Source organism: Terrabacter tumescens (genome assembly GCF_014646815.1).
GTDB lineage: Bacteria > Actinomycetota > Actinomycetes > Actinomycetales > Dermatophilaceae > Terrabacter > Terrabacter tumescens.
In genome coordinates, this window is sequence record NZ_BMNZ01000002.1 from 442,658 (window position 1) to 459,024 (window position 16,367).

14 protein-coding genes are annotated in these 16,367 nt (G+C 72.2%); 11 read left to right on the top strand and 3 right to left on the bottom strand.

The window, feature by feature from the left end; all coding sequences use genetic code 11:
* The first annotated feature begins 86 nt into the window (after positions 1-86).
* From IEY30_RS06050 to IEY30_RS06060, 3 genes are read left to right on the top strand one after another with little or no spacing between them, the layout of a single operon-like run.
* Positions 87-1,511 carry a cyclic 2,3-diphosphoglycerate synthase gene (locus tag IEY30_RS06050; RefSeq protein ID WP_052358557.1) on the top strand — a complete coding sequence of 475 codons (1,425 nt, stop codon included), beginning with the start codon at positions 87-89 and terminating at the stop codon, positions 1,509-1,511.
* A complete protein-coding gene (locus IEY30_RS06055; protein ID WP_229674861.1) occupies positions 1,508-2,056 on the top strand; it encodes a hypothetical protein in 549 nt (182 codons plus the stop codon). The genes IEY30_RS06050 and IEY30_RS06055 overlap by 4 nt, the downstream gene beginning before the upstream one ends.
* Before the next feature lie 4 nt (positions 2,057-2,060).
* Positions 2,061-3,752 carry a DUF4389 domain-containing protein gene (locus tag IEY30_RS06060; protein ID WP_052358533.1) on the top strand — a complete coding sequence of 564 codons (1,692 nt, stop codon included), beginning with the start codon at positions 2,061-2,063 and terminating at the stop codon, positions 3,750-3,752.
* 36 nt (positions 3,753-3,788) lie between these two features.
* Here IEY30_RS06060 and IEY30_RS06065 read toward each other — a convergent pair whose 3' ends face one another.
* Complete coding sequence (locus IEY30_RS06065; RefSeq protein WP_030198353.1) at positions 3,789-3,977, bottom strand: hypothetical protein; 189 nt, start codon at positions 3,975-3,977, stop codon at positions 3,789-3,791.
* Between the two features lie 180 nt (positions 3,978-4,157).
* Here IEY30_RS06065 and IEY30_RS06070 point away from each other — a divergent pair, with 180 nt between their 5' ends.
* Positions 4,158-5,942 carry an alkaline phosphatase D family protein gene (locus IEY30_RS06070; RefSeq protein ID WP_188960104.1) on the top strand — a complete coding sequence of 595 codons (1,785 nt, stop codon included), beginning with the start codon at positions 4,158-4,160 and terminating at the stop codon, positions 5,940-5,942.
* 108 nt (positions 5,943-6,050) lie between these two features.
* On the opposite strand, the gene IEY30_RS06075 is transcribed toward IEY30_RS06070, so the two are convergent.
* Positions 6,051-6,989, bottom strand: a complete 939-nt coding sequence (locus tag IEY30_RS06075; RefSeq protein WP_030198358.1) for an alpha/beta hydrolase — start codon at positions 6,987-6,989, stop codon at positions 6,051-6,053.
* Positions 6,990-7,192: 203 nt separating this feature from the next.
* Between IEY30_RS06075 and IEY30_RS06080 the strand changes: the two genes are divergently transcribed.
* The 6 genes from IEY30_RS06080 (at position 7,193) to IEY30_RS06105 (ending at position 13,614) form a co-directional block, all read left to right on the top strand.
* Positions 7,193-7,954: a DeoR/GlpR family DNA-binding transcription regulator gene (locus IEY30_RS06080; protein ID WP_030198368.1), complete on the top strand. Its 762-nt coding sequence runs from the start codon at positions 7,193-7,195 to the stop codon at positions 7,952-7,954.
* Positions 7,951-8,895, top strand: coding sequence for a 1-phosphofructokinase (pfkB, locus tag IEY30_RS06085; protein WP_030198372.1), 945 nt, complete (start codon positions 7,951-7,953; stop codon positions 8,893-8,895). Before IEY30_RS06080 ends, pfkB begins: the two co-directional genes overlap by 4 nt.
* Before the next feature lie 55 nt (positions 8,896-8,950).
* Entirely contained in the window at positions 8,951-11,020 is a 2,070-nt protein-coding gene (locus IEY30_RS06090) for a PTS fructose transporter subunit IIABC (protein WP_030198376.1), read from the top strand.
* Positions 11,021-11,097: 77 nt separating this feature from the next.
* Entirely contained in the window at positions 11,098-11,367 is a 270-nt protein-coding gene (locus IEY30_RS06095) for an HPr family phosphocarrier protein (protein WP_030198379.1), read from the top strand.
* A gap of 5 nt (positions 11,368-11,372) precedes the next feature.
* A complete protein-coding gene (gene ptsP, locus IEY30_RS06100; RefSeq protein WP_229674862.1) occupies positions 11,373-13,127 on the top strand; it encodes a phosphoenolpyruvate--protein phosphotransferase in 1,755 nt (584 codons plus the stop codon).
* 145 nt (positions 13,128-13,272) lie between these two features.
* Positions 13,273-13,614: a hypothetical protein gene (locus tag IEY30_RS06105; RefSeq protein ID WP_052358534.1), complete on the top strand. Its 342-nt coding sequence runs from the start codon at positions 13,273-13,275 to the stop codon at positions 13,612-13,614.
* 3 nt (positions 13,615-13,617) lie between these two features.
* Here IEY30_RS06105 and IEY30_RS22165 read toward each other — a convergent pair whose 3' ends face one another.
* Positions 13,618-15,825, bottom strand: coding sequence for an ATP-dependent DNA ligase (locus IEY30_RS22165; RefSeq protein WP_081920487.1), 2,208 nt, complete (start codon positions 15,823-15,825; stop codon positions 13,618-13,620).
* 76 nt (positions 15,826-15,901) lie between these two features.
* On the opposite strand from IEY30_RS22165, the gene IEY30_RS06115 reads away from it, so the two are divergent.
* Positions 15,902-16,303 (top strand): PPOX class F420-dependent oxidoreductase, encoded by a 402-nt coding sequence (locus tag IEY30_RS06115; RefSeq protein ID WP_030198390.1) that lies wholly within the window; start codon positions 15,902-15,904, stop codon positions 16,301-16,303.
* The last annotated feature ends 64 nt before the right edge of the window (positions 16,304-16,367 follow it).

Below are 16,367 nucleotides of genomic sequence, written 5' to 3' on the forward strand. Positions count from 1 at the left end.
GACAGTTGAAGAGGCGGGTCCCGCAGCCAGGACTACCCGCAAGAGGGTGTGTCGGTCACGTCGGCGTCCCAGCCGCGGAGATGGCCATGAGCACGTCCACGACCAGCACGACGAGCACGAGCACCGCCCCCGTCCATCGCACCCGCGTCGTCATCCTCGGCGCGGCCGGACGCGACTTCCACGACTTCAACGTCGTGTTCCGCGACGACCCGACCTACGAGGTCGTCGCCTTCACCGCGACCCAGATCCCCGACATCGAGGGCCGTCGCTACCCGCCCGAGCTCGCGGGATCGCTGTATCCGCAGGGCATCCCGATCGTGGCCGAGTCGGAGCTGACCGACGTCGTCGAGCGCGAGGGCGTCGACGTCGTCGTCTTCGCCTACTCCGACGTGCGGCACGAGCACGTCATGCACCTGGCCGAGCGCTGCGTCGCCGCCGGCGCCGACTTCCGGCTGCACTCTGCGCGACACACGATGGTGCGCAGCAGCCGCCCTGTCGTCGCCGTGACCGCGGTGCGCACGGGCGTCGGCAAGAGCCAGACGACCCGCTACCTCGCCCGGATGCTCCTCGACCTCGGCCTGCGCGTCGTCGCGATCCGGCACCCCATGCCCTACGGCGACCTCGCCGCGCAGGCGTGCCAGCGATTCGCGACGTATGCCGACCTCGACCGGCACGACTGCACCATCGAGGAGCGCGAGGAGTACGAGCCGCACCTCGACGCGGGCGTCGTCGTCTACGCCGGCGTCGACTACGAGCGGATCCTGCGCGAGGCCGAGCAGGAGGCCGACGTCATCCTCTGGGACGGCGGCAACAACGACCTGCCCTTCTACGTCCCCGACCTGCACGTCGTGCTCGCGGACCCGCTGCGCCCGGGCGACGAGACGGCATACCACCCCGGCGAGGCAAACGTCCGGATGGCCGACGTCGTCGTCATCGCCAAGTGCGACTCGGCGCGCACGGCCGACGTCGAGGCCGTCGAGGCGTCGGTGCGCGTGCTCAACCCGCGCGCGACGGTGCTCCGCGCGGACAGCCCTGTCACCGTTGACGATCCGAGCGCCGTCGAGGGACGCCGCGTCATCGTCGTCGAGGACGGGCCGACCCTGACCCACGGCTCGATGACCTACGGTGCCGGCGTCGTCGGCGCCCGCGCGGCCGGTGCCGCGCAGATCGTCGACCCGACCCCGTATGCCGTGGGGTCGATCGCCGCGACCTACGCGAAGTACCCGAACGCGCGAGGTGTCCTGCCCGCCATGGGCTACGGCGCCGAGCAGGTGCGCGACCTCGAGGCGACGATGCGCGCCGCCGTCGAGGCGGGGGAGTGCGAGGCCGTCGTCAGCGGCACCCCCATCGACCTGACTCGTGTCCTCTCCGTGCCCGCGCCCCTCGTGCGGGCCCGCTACGAGCTGCGCGAGGTCGTGCCCGGCGGCCTGGCTGCCGCGGTGCGGTCCGCGCTGCCCCTCCCGATCCTCGGCGCCCACTCCGGCGCCACGTCAGTTGGAAGTGCATCATGATGTCCATTCCGGGTCAGTACCCGACCCACCTCCCGACCGAGGAGCCCCCCGAGCGCCTGACCGAGCCGCTGAGCGAGCACCGTCTCTCCGACTCGCGTGACCACCGTTCCGGGCAACCCCTCGAGCCCGACGACCGACCCGCGCCCCCGAGCCGGCGCGGCGGCTACGTCGGGTCCATCCTCGTCAACCTCGTCCTGCTCTGGCTCATCAACGGCTGGCCGGGGTGGGAGGCGGTGCCGTTCCTGACGGGCCGCACCGCTCTCGTCATCGGCATCGTCAACGCCTCGATCATCGCTCGAGTCGTCGCCGACGCCGTCAACGTCGTCCTCGACCTGCCTCGACCGCGGGCCCTCGGCGACCTCGTCTCCATCGGCTTCGGCCTCGCTGCCCTGATCGAGATCTGGCAGGTCTTCCCGCTCGACGTCATCGGCACCGCATGGGAGGTCGTCGCACGCGTGCTGCTCGTGCTCGGCTTCGTCGGCGGCGGCGTCGGGATCCTCGACTCGCTCGGCCGGCTCGTCCGCGGCCGCTTCCCCAGGACGTGATCACATGACATCCACGAACGACCCCTTCAGCGACGTCAGCTTCACCAGCAACCCCTCGCCGGTGCCGGCGACCACCGCTCCACCGGGGACGGGGACGTCGCATCCCGGCGGCGGTCATCTCGCCGCGCTCATCATCGGCTGCCTGCTCATCCTCCCGGGGTTGGGCCTGCTCCTCGGCGGGGCGGGCCTCGGCATCACGTATGCCGTCGCCCGCGACAGCGCGGGCTACCTGACCTTCTCGATGCCCGACCTGTCGAGCTCGTCGCCCGCGCTGACGACGGCGGACGCCGTCGTCGCCACGAGCTCCGACGTGCCCTCGTGGGTGCTCGACCGGCTCGAGTTCGACGTGCGCCTGACCGCCCGGCCGGTCGAGCCGGGCAAGACGGTCTTCCTCGGCATCGCGCCCGCGGGCAGCCTGTCGACCTACCTGACCGGGGTCGCCCACGACCAGGTCGTCGGCATCACCGACCCACGCTCCGGCGGGCAGCGCAGCGCCGTGCTGCGGGCCACCCCGGGCGCCGCCACCGCTCCGGCACCGACGAGCCAGACCTTCTGGGCCGCCTCGGCGACCGGCCCCGGGCAGCAGCAGCTGACCTGGCGGGTCACCGGTGGACAGTGGGCCGCGGTGATCATGAACGCCGACGGCAGCAGCGGCGTCGCCGTCGCGTCGTCGATCGGCGTGCGTGCCGGCTTCCTGCTGCCGATGGCCTTCATCATGCTCGGCCTCGGGCTCGTCGTCTCCGGCGTGGCGGTGGCGCTCATCATCGCCGGCGCGTCCGGCAGCCGACCGTCCAGCTACACCCGGCCGCCGGGGGTACCCACCCCGGCGTCCGCTGCTGCCGGAGGTCCGGGCCAGCCGGTGACGATGTCGATGGCGACGCCGACCGGCGCCCCGATGCAGGCACCGCCCCCGACCGGTCAGCCGGTCGCGTGGTCCTCGCACCCGCGCGCGATGAGCCCGGTGGCGCTGGACGCCCGGCTCGACGAGCCGCTGTCGCGCTGGCTGTGGCTCGTCAAGTGGTTCCTCGCGATCCCGCACTTCATCGTGCTCGGATTCCTGTGGATCGCCTTCTCGGTGGTCAGCGTCGTCGCCTTCTTCGCGATCCTCTTCACGGGCAGCTACCCGCGGGGCCTGTTCGCCTTCAACGTCGGCGTCCTGCAGTGGTCCTGGCGCGTGTCGTACTACTGCGGCAACGGCGGACTCGGCACCGACCGGTACCCGCCGTTCAGCCTGGGCCCTGAGCCCGACTACCCGGCCCGGCTCGACATCGCCTACCCCGAGCGGCTCTCGCGCGGCCTCGTGCTCGTGAAGTGGTGGCTGCTGGCCATCCCGCACTACATCATCCTCGGCCTGCTCCTCGGCGGCGGCGGATGGGTGTGGGGCCGCACGACCAACAGCGGCGCCCGGGTCGAGACCTGGGGCTGGGGCGTCCTCGGGCTGCTCGTGGCGATCGCAGGGTTCTCGCTCCTGTTCACCGGGCGCTACCCGCGGGCGCTGTTCGACCTCGTCATCGGCCTCAACCGCTGGGTCTACCGCGTCGTCGCGTATGCCGCCCTGATGACCGACGTCTACCCGCCGTTCCAGCTCGACGAGGGAGGCTCGGAGGTCCCGCTCGCCCCGCTCGCCCCGCCGTCGCAGCTGGCACCGGTGGTGCCGGCCGACCGGATCGAGCCGCCGCGGCAGGTGGACGGCTGACCGCGGGCGCTCGGCTCGCCGGACCCGGCGTCGGCCTCAGGGACGACGTCGGGTTCCGGAGAGCGCGAGCGCCACACCGGCGACGGCCACGACCGGGCCGATGATCGCCCACAGGGTGACGCCCGACATCACGCTCCCGCCGACGTAGCCGAGACCCTGCAGCAGCCACAGCACCCCGACGAGGACGAGCAGGACGCCGACGATGACGCGGACGGGGTGGGTCATGACGGGCCACGCAGCCGGGTGCTCATGTCCCGACGCTACGTCAGGGACCCTCGTCGCGGGAGGTGTCGCGGGGCAGGTGTCGTGGGAGACGGCGCCGACCACGGGAGGTCACCCAGTCGCCGGACGTCCGTCCACGCATACGCCACCTGAGCGTCACCGCGCGGGCATAGCCTCGCGACCATGACAACGCCGTCCCTCGACCGGCGCACCCTCCTCAAAGGTGTCGCCGCGGCCACCGCCGCACTCGCCGTCCCTCGCGTCTTCGACCCGGCCGCCGCTGCGGCGCCGGCCGGCAAGGGCATCTTCGGCTACGGGATCGCCAGTGGCGACCCGACCGCCGACTCCGTCATCATCTGGACCCGCGCGACGCCGCCGGCCCGCCCCGGCGAGCCTCTCGCCACCCCGGGCAGCGGCCTCGGCCGCCCGATCCCGGTGCGGTGGCAGGTCGCTCGCGACAGCCGGTTCACGCGCGTCGCCGCGCACGGCACCGTGATGACCTCGCCCGACAGCGACCACACGGTCAAGGTCGACGTCACCGGGCTCGACCCCTACACGCGCTACTACTACCGCTTCTCGTCGCTCGGCGAGTTCAGCGACGTCGGGCGCACGCAGACTGCCGGCGACATCGCGGGCGAGACGCACGCGCTCCGGCTGGCCCTCGTCAGCTGCAGCAACTACACCGGCGGCTACTTCACGGCCTATCGCGCCATTGCCGCCTGCGACGACCTCGACTTCGTGCTCCACGTCGGCGACTACATCTACGAGTACGGCAACGGCGCCGACCGCTACGGCCCCGCCGCCCTCGCCGGTGTCCGCGACAACCAGCCGCCGACCGAGACCATCGACCTGCTCGGCTACCGCCTGCGGCACGCCCTGCACAAGGCCGACCCGGACTGCCGGGCCGCGCACCAGGCGCTGCCGTGGATCACGATCTTCGACGACCACGAGGTCGCCAACAACGCCTGGGCCGGAGGCGCGCAGAACCACCAGGCCGACGAGGGTCCCTACCTCGAGCGCCGCGCGCAGGCCATGCAGGCCTACCTCGAGTGGATGCCGTTCCGCATGCCCGACCAGACGGTGCCGCACCAGGGCACGCGCTTCTTCAAGCGGTTCACCTTCGGTGACCTCGGCGACCTGTCGATCCTCGAGACGCGGCAGAACCGCAGCGCCCAGGTCACGGCGCCCGGCGTGCCCTTCGACGGCTTCGTCCCGATCGGGGTCAGCCCGCTCATCGACGGCGCGATCGCCTCGCCGGCCCGCCACCTGCCCGAGCCCGAGCAGCTGGCCTGGCTCAAGGACGGCCTCGCCCAGCAGGGGCGGCAGTGGCACCTGCTCGGCAACCAGGTCATGGTCGCGCCCGTGCTCTACCCGGGCGCGGCGCTCGGGGCGCCCGGCTACACCTTCGTCAACGCCGACCAGTGGGACGGCTACACCGCTGATCGCACGAGCCTGCTCACGCACCTCGCGGCGCAGCCCGCAGCGGCCGGCGACGCCGTGGTGCTGACCGGCGACATCCACGCCTCCTTCTCCTGCGACCTGCCGGTCTCCTCGTCGCCCGGGCAGTCGTCCTACGCCTCGGCCGGTGTCGAGTTCGTCTGCCCGTCGGTGACGAGCGACGGCTTCTACGAGGTGCTCGGCACTACGGCGCAGCTCAAGGGGCAGCCGCCCGAGGTCGTCGTCGGCGCCACCCGCCAGGCCATCGGCGCCGCTCAGCAGCTCAACCCGTGGCTGCGCTACATCGACGGCGTCAGCCACGGCTTCGTCGTCATCGACGTGACGCCCGAGCGTGTGCAGGCGGACTACCACCACACGCCCGTGCCGACGAGTGCGCAGCCTGACCCACGCGTCGTCCCGACGGTGCTGCCGGGCTACACCCGCAGCCTCCAGACGCTGGCCGGCACCCGCCGACTCTCGCCCGCGACCGGACCCGTCGGGCCCCGCTCCGACGAGCCACGCGGCGGCTGACGGTCCGACGGGATGGGCACTCGACGAGGTGAACGTCGAGTGCCCAGCTCCCGACGTGAATGGACCCGTCGAGTGCTCAGTTCTCGACGGGACTGACTCGTCGAGTGCTCAGTTCCCGACGGCGTCCGCGGGGGTGAGGTGGGCGTCGAGCCAGTCGACGATCTCGACCTCGACCTCGTCGCGGTTGGTCTCGTTGAGGATCTCGTGCCGCGCGTCGGGCCACAGCGTCATCGTCACGTCGCGCACCCCGAGCCGGCGCAGCTGGTCGGCGACCCGGCGCACACCCTTGCCGTTGGCCCCGACCGGGTCCTTGTCGCCCGAGGCGAGGTGGACCGGCAGGTCCTTGGGCACGCGGGCGGCGGACGCATCGGTGTTGACGGTCTCGAGCCCGCGGAGCAGGTCGGCGAACCCGCCTGCGCTGAAGACGAACCCGCAGTCGGGGTCGTTGATGTACTTGTCGACCTCGGCCGGGTCGCGCGAGAGCCAGTCGAAGTCGGTGCGGGTCGGCTTGAAGGCCTTGTTGTACTGCCCGAAGCTCAGCGTGTTCATCAGGCCGCTCGTGTGGGCGTGGCCGCGGAGCCGGGCCTGGGTCGAGGCGAGGAAGATGCCCACCTTGCCGATCGCGCCGGCCCCACCCGCGGTGCCCGAGAGCACGAGGCCGGCGAGCTCGGAACCGTACGACGCGGCATACCCCCTCGAGATGAACGAGCCCATGCTGTGGCCGAGGAGGAAGACGGGCAGGCCGGGCTGCTCCTCACGTGCCCGTTCGGTCACGGCGTGCAGGTCGTCGATGACGGTCTGCCAGCCGTTGCGATCCGCGAAGAAGCCGCGGGCGCTCGACGTCTTGCCGTGGCCGCGATGGTCGGAGGCGTAGACGGCGTAGCCGTGGTCGGTGAGGCGCTGGGCGAAACGGGCGTAGCGGCTGGAGTGCTCGGCGAGCCCGTGCGCGATCTGCACGACGGCCTTGGGCGCCCCGTCGGGGAGCCAACGGTTGACGAAGACCTCGGTGCCGTCGGGCGTGGTGAGGCTGAAGGTGGCGCTCTGCATGGCCGAACTGTATGCCGCGGGGTCGCCGCCGCGCGGGCGTCCGGGCGCCAATCTCGGTGTCCGTTTGAGTCCAGTGCTGCCCGATCCCACAAAAACGGGTGACCGAATCTATTTACATGGGACCGATCCAGTGGTTTCCTAGATCCACCGGCCCGATGGGGGACCGGGTGACGACGGTCAAGACACGAGGACGAGGGAGTCCGATGTACGCAGCGGAGCGGCAGCAGCGGATCATCGCGGAGGCACGTCGTGCCGGCCGCGTCGAGGTCACCGCGCTCGCCGACTCCCTCGGGGTCGCCGCCGAGACCGTCCGCCGCGACCTCACCGCCCTCGAGCGCCGCGGCTCCCTGCGCCGGGTCCACGGCGGCGCGATCCCCGTCGAGCGCCTCGAGGTCGAGCCCACCCTCGCCACCCGCTCCGGCCGGCTCGCCGACGTCAAGCGCCGCATCGCCGCCCGCGCCCTCGACGAGCTCCCGAGCGGCGGCAGCATCATCCTCGACGCCGGCTCGACCACCCTGGCCGTCGCCGAGATGCTCCCGCCCGACCTCGACCTCACGGTCCTGACCAACAGCCTCGCGGCCGCGACCGTCCTGTCGACGCACCCGGGCATCAAGCTCTACCTCCTCGGCGGACGCGTCCGCGGGACGACCGGCGCCGCCGTCGGCGACTGGGCCACGGGCGCCCTCGCCGACGTCGTCGTCGACGTGGCGATCATCGGCACCAACGGCCTCTCCGTCGCCCGCGGCCTGACGACGCCCGACCAGTCCGAGTCCCTCGTCAAGCGCGCCATGGTCGGCGCCGCCCGCAAGTGCGTGGTCCTCACCGACTCGAGCAAGGCCGGTGACGACCACCTCCACCGATTCGCCCAGCTCGCCGACGTCGACGTCGTCATCACCGACACCGACCTCGACGACGACGTCGCCGCCGAGATCCGTGCGGCCGGACCGGAAGTGGTGACCGCATGATCGTGACGCTCACGCCCAACCCGAGCATCGACCGAGCCGTCCTCATCGACGCGCTGCGCCGGGGCGAGGTTCACCGGGCCAGCAGCAGCCGGATCGACCCGGGCGGCAAGGGGGTCAACGTCTCCCGGGCCCTCGCGGCCCAAGGTGCGGCGACCACCGCCGTCCTGCCGAGCGGGGGACCCGAGGGCCACCTGCTCGAGGAGCTCCTCGACGCGGCCGGTGTCTCCTACGCCTCCGTCCCGGTCCGCGGCTCCGTGCGGATGAACATCAGCGTCCTCGAGCCCGATGGCACGACGACCAAGCTCAACGAGCCCGGCCCCGACCTGTCGCCGGACGAGGTCGAGGCGCTCGTCGCCACCACGCTCGAGCGTGCCGAGGGCGCCCAGTGGGTCGTCGGCTGCGGCAGCCTCCCGCCCGGCGCGCCGACCGACCTGTATGCCGTCCTCGTCACGAGGGTTCGCGAGCGCGGCGGACGCATCGCCATCGACTCCTCCGGCGCACCGTTCGCGGCCGCAGTCGCCGCCCGCCCGCACCTCATCAAGCCCAACCACGAGGAGCTCGCCGAGCTCGTCGGCCACGACCTGCCGACGCTCGGGCACGTGCGTGACGCCGCCGAGGAACTCGTCGCCGCCGGCATCGACGTCGTGGCTGTCAGCCTCGGCGGTGACGGCGCCCTGCTCGTGACGGGCGACGGGTGCTCGCACGCCCGCGCCACGATCACGGCCCCCCTGTCCACCGTGGGCGCCGGCGACTGCATGCTCGCCGGCCTGCTCCACGGCCTGTCCACCGGCCTCGACCCGGCGGACGCGCTCCTCACCGGGGTGACGTGGGGCGCGGCGGCGGTCACCCTCCCGGGGAGCCGAGTGCCCTCACCCGACGACCTCGACGGCATACGCGCAGTGCTGACCCGCGAGCCCGACTTCGACCGCGTCCTCTCGTGACGCGGCCCCAGACGCCGAACACCTCGATCGTCTCGATCCTCCGAAAGGAAATGTCATGTCCCTGATCACCGAAGACCAGGTCGTCCTCGACCTCACCGGTGCCGATCGCCACGAGGCGACCCGGAGGCTCGGCGAGCGACTCGTCGCCACGGGCCGCTGCACCGATCTCGACCAGTTCCTCGCCGACGTGCGCAAGCGCGAGGAGACGATGGCGACCGGCCTGCCCGGCGGCATCGGCATCCCGCACGCCCGCAGCACCGCGATCACCGAGCCGTCGCTCGTCTTCGGGCGCACCGATGGCATCGACTGGGGCGCCAAGGACGGCCCGGCCACCCTCGTCTTCCTCATCGCGGCCCCCGAGGGCGGCGGCGACGCGCACATGCAGATGCTCCCCAAGCTCGCCCGCGCACTCATGAAGAAGGACTTCAAGGCGGCGCTCGCCGCGGCCACGACCGAGGCCGAGGTCGTCCGGATCGTCAGCGCCGAGGTCGAGCTCGACCAGCCCGCCGGTGCTGCTGCTGGCGCTGCTGCCGGTGCCGGTGCTGCTGCCGCCGACAGGACCGGCGCCGCGGCCCCGGCCGCGAAGCGCGTGCTCAACCTCGTCGGCGTCACCTCGTGCCCGACCGGCATCGCCCACACCTACATGGCGGCCGAAGGCCTCGAGAACGCCGCCAAGGCCGCCGGCCACACGATGCTCGTCGAGACTCAGGGCTCGGCCGGCTCCAAGCCGCTCAGCGCGGCCCAGATCGCCGCCGCCGACGCCGTCATCTTCGCCCACGACCTGCCCGTCAAGGACGCCCGCCGCTTCGCCGGCAAGCCCCTCGTCGACGTCGGCGTCAAGAAGGGCATCTCCGACGGCCCCGCGCTCGTCTCCCAGGCGGAGCAGCTCGTCGCCGAGTGGGACGCCGACCCGAGCAAGCGCGAGGCGGCCGCCGCCGCTGCCGCTGCCGCGGGCCCGGCCGGTGGCCTCGTCTCGAAGGTCGAGGACGGCGCGAGCACCGGCACCAAGATCCGCCAGTGGCTCATGACCGGCGTGTCCTACATGATCCCGTTCGTCGCGGCCGGCGGCATCCTCATCGCCCTGTCCTTCATGCTGGCCCAGGTCGCGCTCGGCAAGACGGGCGCCATCGAGATCGTGAAGTACAACCTCACGTCGGCCGACCAGTACAACATCGCCCAGAACTTCAGCGCCGGGAGCCTCACCTCGTGGGCCGCCCTGCTGTTCGTCATCGGCGGCGCGTCGTTCGGCTTCCTCGTGCCGATCCTCTCCGGCTTCATCGCCTTCGCCATCGCCGACCGCCCAGGCCTCGTCCCCGGCATCGTCGGCGGCTCGGTCGCCGCGACGATGGGTGCCGGCTTCCTCGGCGGTCTCGTCACCGGTCTGCTCGGTGGCTTCGTCGCCCGGTGGGTCTCCGGCTGGAACGTCGCCAAGGGTGTCCGGGGCGTCATGCCCGTGGTCGTCATCCCGCTGCTCAGCTCGCTCATCACGGTCGGCCTGTTCATCACCGTCCTGGGCCGCCCGATCAAGGGCCTCACCGACGGCCTCAACAGCTGGCTCACCGGCATGAACGGTGCGAGCGCCGTCATCCTCGGCGTCATCCTCGGCGCCATGATGGGCTTCGACCTCGGTGGCCCGATCAACAAGGTCGCCTACGCGTTCGCCACGACCGGTCTCGCCGCCGCTGGTGCAGCCACCGACGCGCCGCAGCTGAAGATCATGGCCGCCGTCATGGCCGCCGGCATGGTCGCCCCGCTCGCCATGGCCCTCGCCACGACCGTCCGCCCGCACCTCTTCTCCGAGCCCGAGCGCGAGAACGGCAAGGCGGCCTGGCTGCTCGGCCTGTCGTTCATCTCGGAGGGCGCGATCCCGTTCGCGGCGGCCGACCCGGTGCGCGTCATCGCCAGCTCGGTCGTCGGCTCGGCCGCCACCGGTGCCTTCGCGATGGCCTTCGGCACGACGCTGCGCGCCCCGCACGGAGGCATCTGGGTGCTGCCGCTCATCGGCAACTTCCTGCTCTTCATCGTGGCACTCGCCATCGGCGTCGCCATCACGACGACACTCGTCGTCTTCCTGAAGTCCCGTGAGCGCAACCTTGCGGAGATCGACGCGACCGCTACGGTCTGAAGCAGGGCGTGATCGCGATCGCCGTCTGATCCTCACCGTCAGAACGACCACCCGTTTCCACACAAAGGAGCACGTCCATGGCAACCCGCACCGTCACCATCGCCTCCTCGGTGGGCCTGCACGCCCGCCCGGCAGCCCTCTTCGTCGAGGCGGCCAGCGCCTCGGGCCTCGACGTCGAGATCGCCAAGCCGGGGGAGGACCCGGTCGACGCGACGAGCATCCTCGGTGTCATGGCCCTCGGGGCCAGGCACGGCGAGGAGGTCGTCCTGACCGCGGACGGCGACGGCGCCGACGAGACGCTCGACTCGCTCGTCGCGCTCCTCTCGCGCGACCTCGACGCGGAGTAACGAGCATGGCCGACTCGGAGACCCAGCCGCAGACCCAGCCGCAGACCCACCCGCAGACCCAGCCGGAGACCCAGCCGGAGACCCAGGCGGAGACGCGGCACGGCATCGGCGTGAGCCCGGGCACGGCATACGGACCGGTGGTGCAGGTCGCACCACCGGTCCGGCCGCCGGCCGGCGAGGGCGCGGTCGAAGACCAGGAGGCGGCGCTCGCCGACGTGCGCGCGGCCTTCGAGTCGGTCGCCGTCTCGCTCGAGGAGCGGGCCACGCGGGTCGACGACACGGCCCAGCAGATCCTCAAGGCGACGGCCCTCATCGCGCGCGACAAGGGCCTCGTCAAGGCGGCCGCCAAGGAGCTCGCCGCCGGGCACGGGCGGGCCCACTCCATCGACAACGCGGTGGAGACGTATGCCGCGCAGTTCGAGGCGCTCGGCGGCTACTTCGCCGAGCGGGTGGCCGACCTGCGTGACGTCGGATCCCGCGCTGTCGCAGCGGTGCTCGGGGTCCCGGCCCCCGGCGTGCCCTCCTTCTCCGAGCCGAGCGTCATCGTCGCCGAGGACCTCGCGCCCGCCGAGACGGCCACGCTCGACCGGCGCCTCGTCGTCGGGATCGTCACCGAGGCCGGCGGCCGCACCAGCCACACCGCGATCCTTGCCGCCCAGATGGGCATCCCGGCGGTCGTGCAGCTCGCCGGCGCGACCGAGATCCCGGCCGGCACCCCGGTCGCGCTCGACGGCGACACCGGCGAGGTGACGATCGCCCCCGACCCGGAGCTCGTCGCCGCCCAGCGCGAGCGCGCCGCTCGTCGGGCCGACGCGCTCGCCCACCTCTCAGGCCCCGGGCGCACGTCCGACGGCGCCGAGATCGCCCTGCTCGCCAACATCGGCGGCGTCGAGGACGCGGTCGCGGCCGGGGCCCAGGACCTCGAGGGGGTCGGGCTCTTCCGCACCGAGTTCGTCTACCTGTCGGCGACGAAGGCGCCGACGGTCGAGGAGCAGACCGAGATCTACCGCGGCGTCTTCGCGCCCTTCGAGGGCCGCCGCGTCGTCGTGCGCACCCTCGACGCCGGCGCCGACAAGCCGCTGAAGTTCGCCGACCTCGGGCCGGAGGAGAACCCGGCCCTCGGGCGCCGCGGCCTGCGCCTGTCGGCCGAGCGGCCCGACCTGCTCGACGCCCAGCTCGAGGCGCTCGCCATCGCGGCCCGCGAGACCGGCGCCGACGTGCGCGTCATGGCGCCGATGGTCGCGACCGCCGAGGAGGCGGCCTGGTTCGCGCGGCGCGTCCGCGAGAACGGCCTGCCCAAGGCGGGCGTCATGATCGAGGTGCCCGGTGCGGCCCTCCGGGCGCACGACGTGCTCGGCGAGGTCGACTTCGGCTCGCTCGGCACCAACGACCTCGCGCAGTACACGATGGCCGCCGACCGCATGCAGGGCGCGCTGTCCGACCTGCTCGACCCGTGGCAGCCCGGCGTGCTCGACGTCGTCGGCCTCGCCTGCGAGGGCGCCGCCCGGGCCGACCGGCCGATCGGGGTCTGCGGCGAGTCGGCGGGCGACCCGCTGCTCGCGCTCGTCCTCGTCGGGCTCGGCGTCTCGTCGCTCTCGATGGCGCCGAGCAAGGTGCCGGTCGTGCGGCTCGCCCTCTCGCTGCACTCCGTGGCCGAGTGCCAGGCGATCGCCGAGGCCGCCCGAGGCTCGCGCACCGCCGTCGACGCCCTGCATGCCGTCCGTGAGGCAGCCCGCTCGGAACTCACCGACCTGCTCTGACGGGCCGGACGGCATACGTCGTCCGGCGAAGCCGCGCACGGCGTGAGCACTCTCATAGGTGCCAAGGACGTTGCTCGGCAGGGCTGCTCGATAGACTCGAAACGGACGTCGAGAGAACGGCGCCCACGCGGCAAAGGAGCTCGACATGAGCACAGCCAGCCTCTACATGGACCGGGTCCGACTCGAGGACGGGTACCACGAGGACGACCTCCCCTTCATCGAGCACGCGCTGACGCAGCTGTTCAACCAGCTCGAGCGCTTCGACCCCTCGATGGTCCACATCGGGCTGCGGGTCAAGGACCGCGGGCAACCGGGCATGCACACCTCCGTCGAGGTCTGCATCAGCGGTCTGCCGACCGTCATCGGCGTGTCGAGCCTGACCGACACCAAGGACGCGCTCAAGGACGCGGAGGCCAAGGTCGTCGCGCAGCTGCGCGAGGCCGCCGACCGCCATCACGACCGCCGGCCCCGCCAGGCCCGCCACTGAGCGTCAGCCGGGCTGACGCGACTGCGCCGACAGCACGTCGGCGAGGTCGTAGCTGACCGGCTCGTCGAGCTGCTCGTAGGTGCACGACTCGGGCGTGCGGTCCTCGCGCCACCGGACGAACTGGGCCGTGTGCCGGAACCGGGCGCCCTCCATGTGGTCGTAACGCACCTCGACGACCCGCTCGGGTCGCAGCGGCACGAAGGACAGGTCCTTGCCGTTGTTCCATCGGGAGTACTCCGACGAGCGCGGCGTGCGCAGGCTGCCGTCGTCGGTGGGCTGGCCCCAGTTCCAAGGGTGCTCGTCCCACTCGGCGACGAGCGGCTGGAGCTCCTCGAAGAGCTCCTTGCGGCGGGCCATCGGGAAGGCGCCGATGACGCCGACCGAGGCGAGCTGCCCGTCGTCGCCGTAGAGCCCGAGCAGGAGCGAGCCGATCGCGTCGGGCCCGCTCTTGTGCACGCGGTAGCCGGCCACGACGCAGTCGGCGGTGCGCTCGTGCTTGATCTTGAACATCAGACGCTTGTCGGGCTCGTAGGCGAGCTCGACCGGCTTGGCGATGACGCCGTCGAGCCCGGCGCCCTCGAACTGGGTGAACCAGCCCTTGGCGACGTCGCGGTCGGCGGTGGCCGCAGTCAGGTGGATCGGGGCCTCGGCGCCGGCCAGCGCCTTCTCGAGGGCGGCCCGTCGCTCGGCGAACGGCTTGTCCAGGTAGGACTCCTCGCCCAGGGCGAGCAGGTCGAAGGCGACGAACGAGGCGGGCGTCTCGGCGGCGAGCTTCTTGACGCGCGAGGCCGCCGGGTGGATGCGCTGCTGGAGCAGGTCGAAGTCGAGCCGGTCGCCGGACGACGGTGACACGAGGACGATCTCGCCGTCGATGACGCACTTCTCCGGGAAGTTCGCGAGGACGGCCTGGACGACGTCGGGGAAGTAGCGCGTCATCGGCTTCTCGTTGCGCGACCCGATCTCCACGAGGTCGCCGGACCGGAAGATGATCGAGCGGAACCCGTCCCACTTCGGCTCGTAGAGCACGTCGACCTTGACGGCCGAGAAGTCCTTGACCGGCTTGGCGAGCATCGGTGACACGGGCGGCACGACCGGCATGCCCCACGTCGTGCGCAGGTCGGCGTCGCGCTCGGCCTTGGGCGCCATGTACTCGCCGTCGGCCTTGTCGGTGCGCCGCTTGCTCGGCTGTACGCGCGGCGGCTCTCCCGGCATCTTCGGGTAGTCGGGCGGGAAGTTGAGCTCGCCGAGGCCTCGCTCGTGGACGTCTTTGTCCCACAACCCGATTGCGGCTGCGACGTCGCCGACCTCGTCGTCGATACCGGCCCACGCGTCACCGCGGTCGGCGACGAGAGTCGGCACGGTGCGTACGGTCAGCTCCGTGGGGTCGACCGAGCCGAGCTCGTCCCACGTGACCGGGGTCGAGACCGGCGCCCACGCGAGCGGGCGGGGAGAGTAGGCCGACGCGATGGTGCGGTCGCGGCAGGCCTGGTTGAAGTCGACGAAGACCTTCTCGCCGCGCTCCTCCTTCCACCACGAGGTCGTGACGAGGTCGGGGAGTCGGCGCTCGAGCTCGCGGGCGATGCCGATGACGCCGTGGCGCACGTCGAGGAACTCGTGCGTCGGCGCGACGCGCGCATAGACGTGGACGCCGCGGTTCCCGGACGTCTTGGCCCACGCGGTGAGCCCGATCTCGGCCATCACCTCACGGAGGGCGTATGCCGCCTCGACCGCGTCCGTGAAGCCGCGGCCGGGTTGTGGGTCGAGGTCGATGCGCAGCTCGTCGGGCTTGTCGACGTCGGCGGTGCGCACCGGCCACGGGTGGAAGGTGATGGTGTTCATCTGCGCCGCCCACACGGCATCGGCGATCTCGTCGATGACGAGCTGCGGGTGCCGCCGCCCTGACGGATAGGTGCACATGACGGTGCGCGTGTGCTCGGGCACGCCCTTGGGCGGGTTCTTGGAGAAGAACTCCTCGCCCTCGATGCCCTCGGGGAAGCGCTGGAGCGTCACCGGTCGGTCGCCGAGCGCCCGCAGCATGGGGTCGGCGACGGCGACGAGGTACTCGGCGAGGTCGAGCTTCGTGACCGGCCGGCCGTCGGCCATCCCGGCCGCGGGCCACAGCACCCGGTCGGGGCTCGAGACGCGCACCTCCCGCACCCCGTCAGGGCTCGACGAACTGGGCGCTGCGACGACGGCGGGCTTGGCGCTCACCCGCCGATCGTAGCCACGGGGTCCGACGGCGGCGCCGAAGCGAGGTCGATGAACGGTCAACGGGTATGTCTCCGCCGTGACCCAGGCGCCCACGCTCCACAACCTCGGCGGCGAACGCTTCGTGCTGCTGACGACCTACCGCCGCTCCGGCGAGCCGGTCCCGACCCCCGTGTGGGTGCTCCCCGACGCCGGGGCCGCGATCGTGAGCACGCCCGAGGGCGCCGGCAAGCTCAAGCGTCTGCGCAACGACCCGCGCGTCACGATCCAGCCGTGCGACCGCCGCGGCAACGTCGAGGAGGGCGCCCCGGTCGTCGAGGGCCGCGCCGAGATCATCACCGACTCCGCCGCGTCTGACGCCGTGAACCGCCGGCTCTCGCGCAAGTACGGCGTCGAGTTCCGCATCTTCATGGCCATCGAGTGGGTCGTGCGCCGCGGCAACAGCAACCGCGTCGTCGTGCGGATCACCCCGACCGCCTGACCGCACCGACGAGGGCTCGTAGGCCTTTCTGCGCGATCCCGACCGGGCGGGTGGTTGCGCTGGT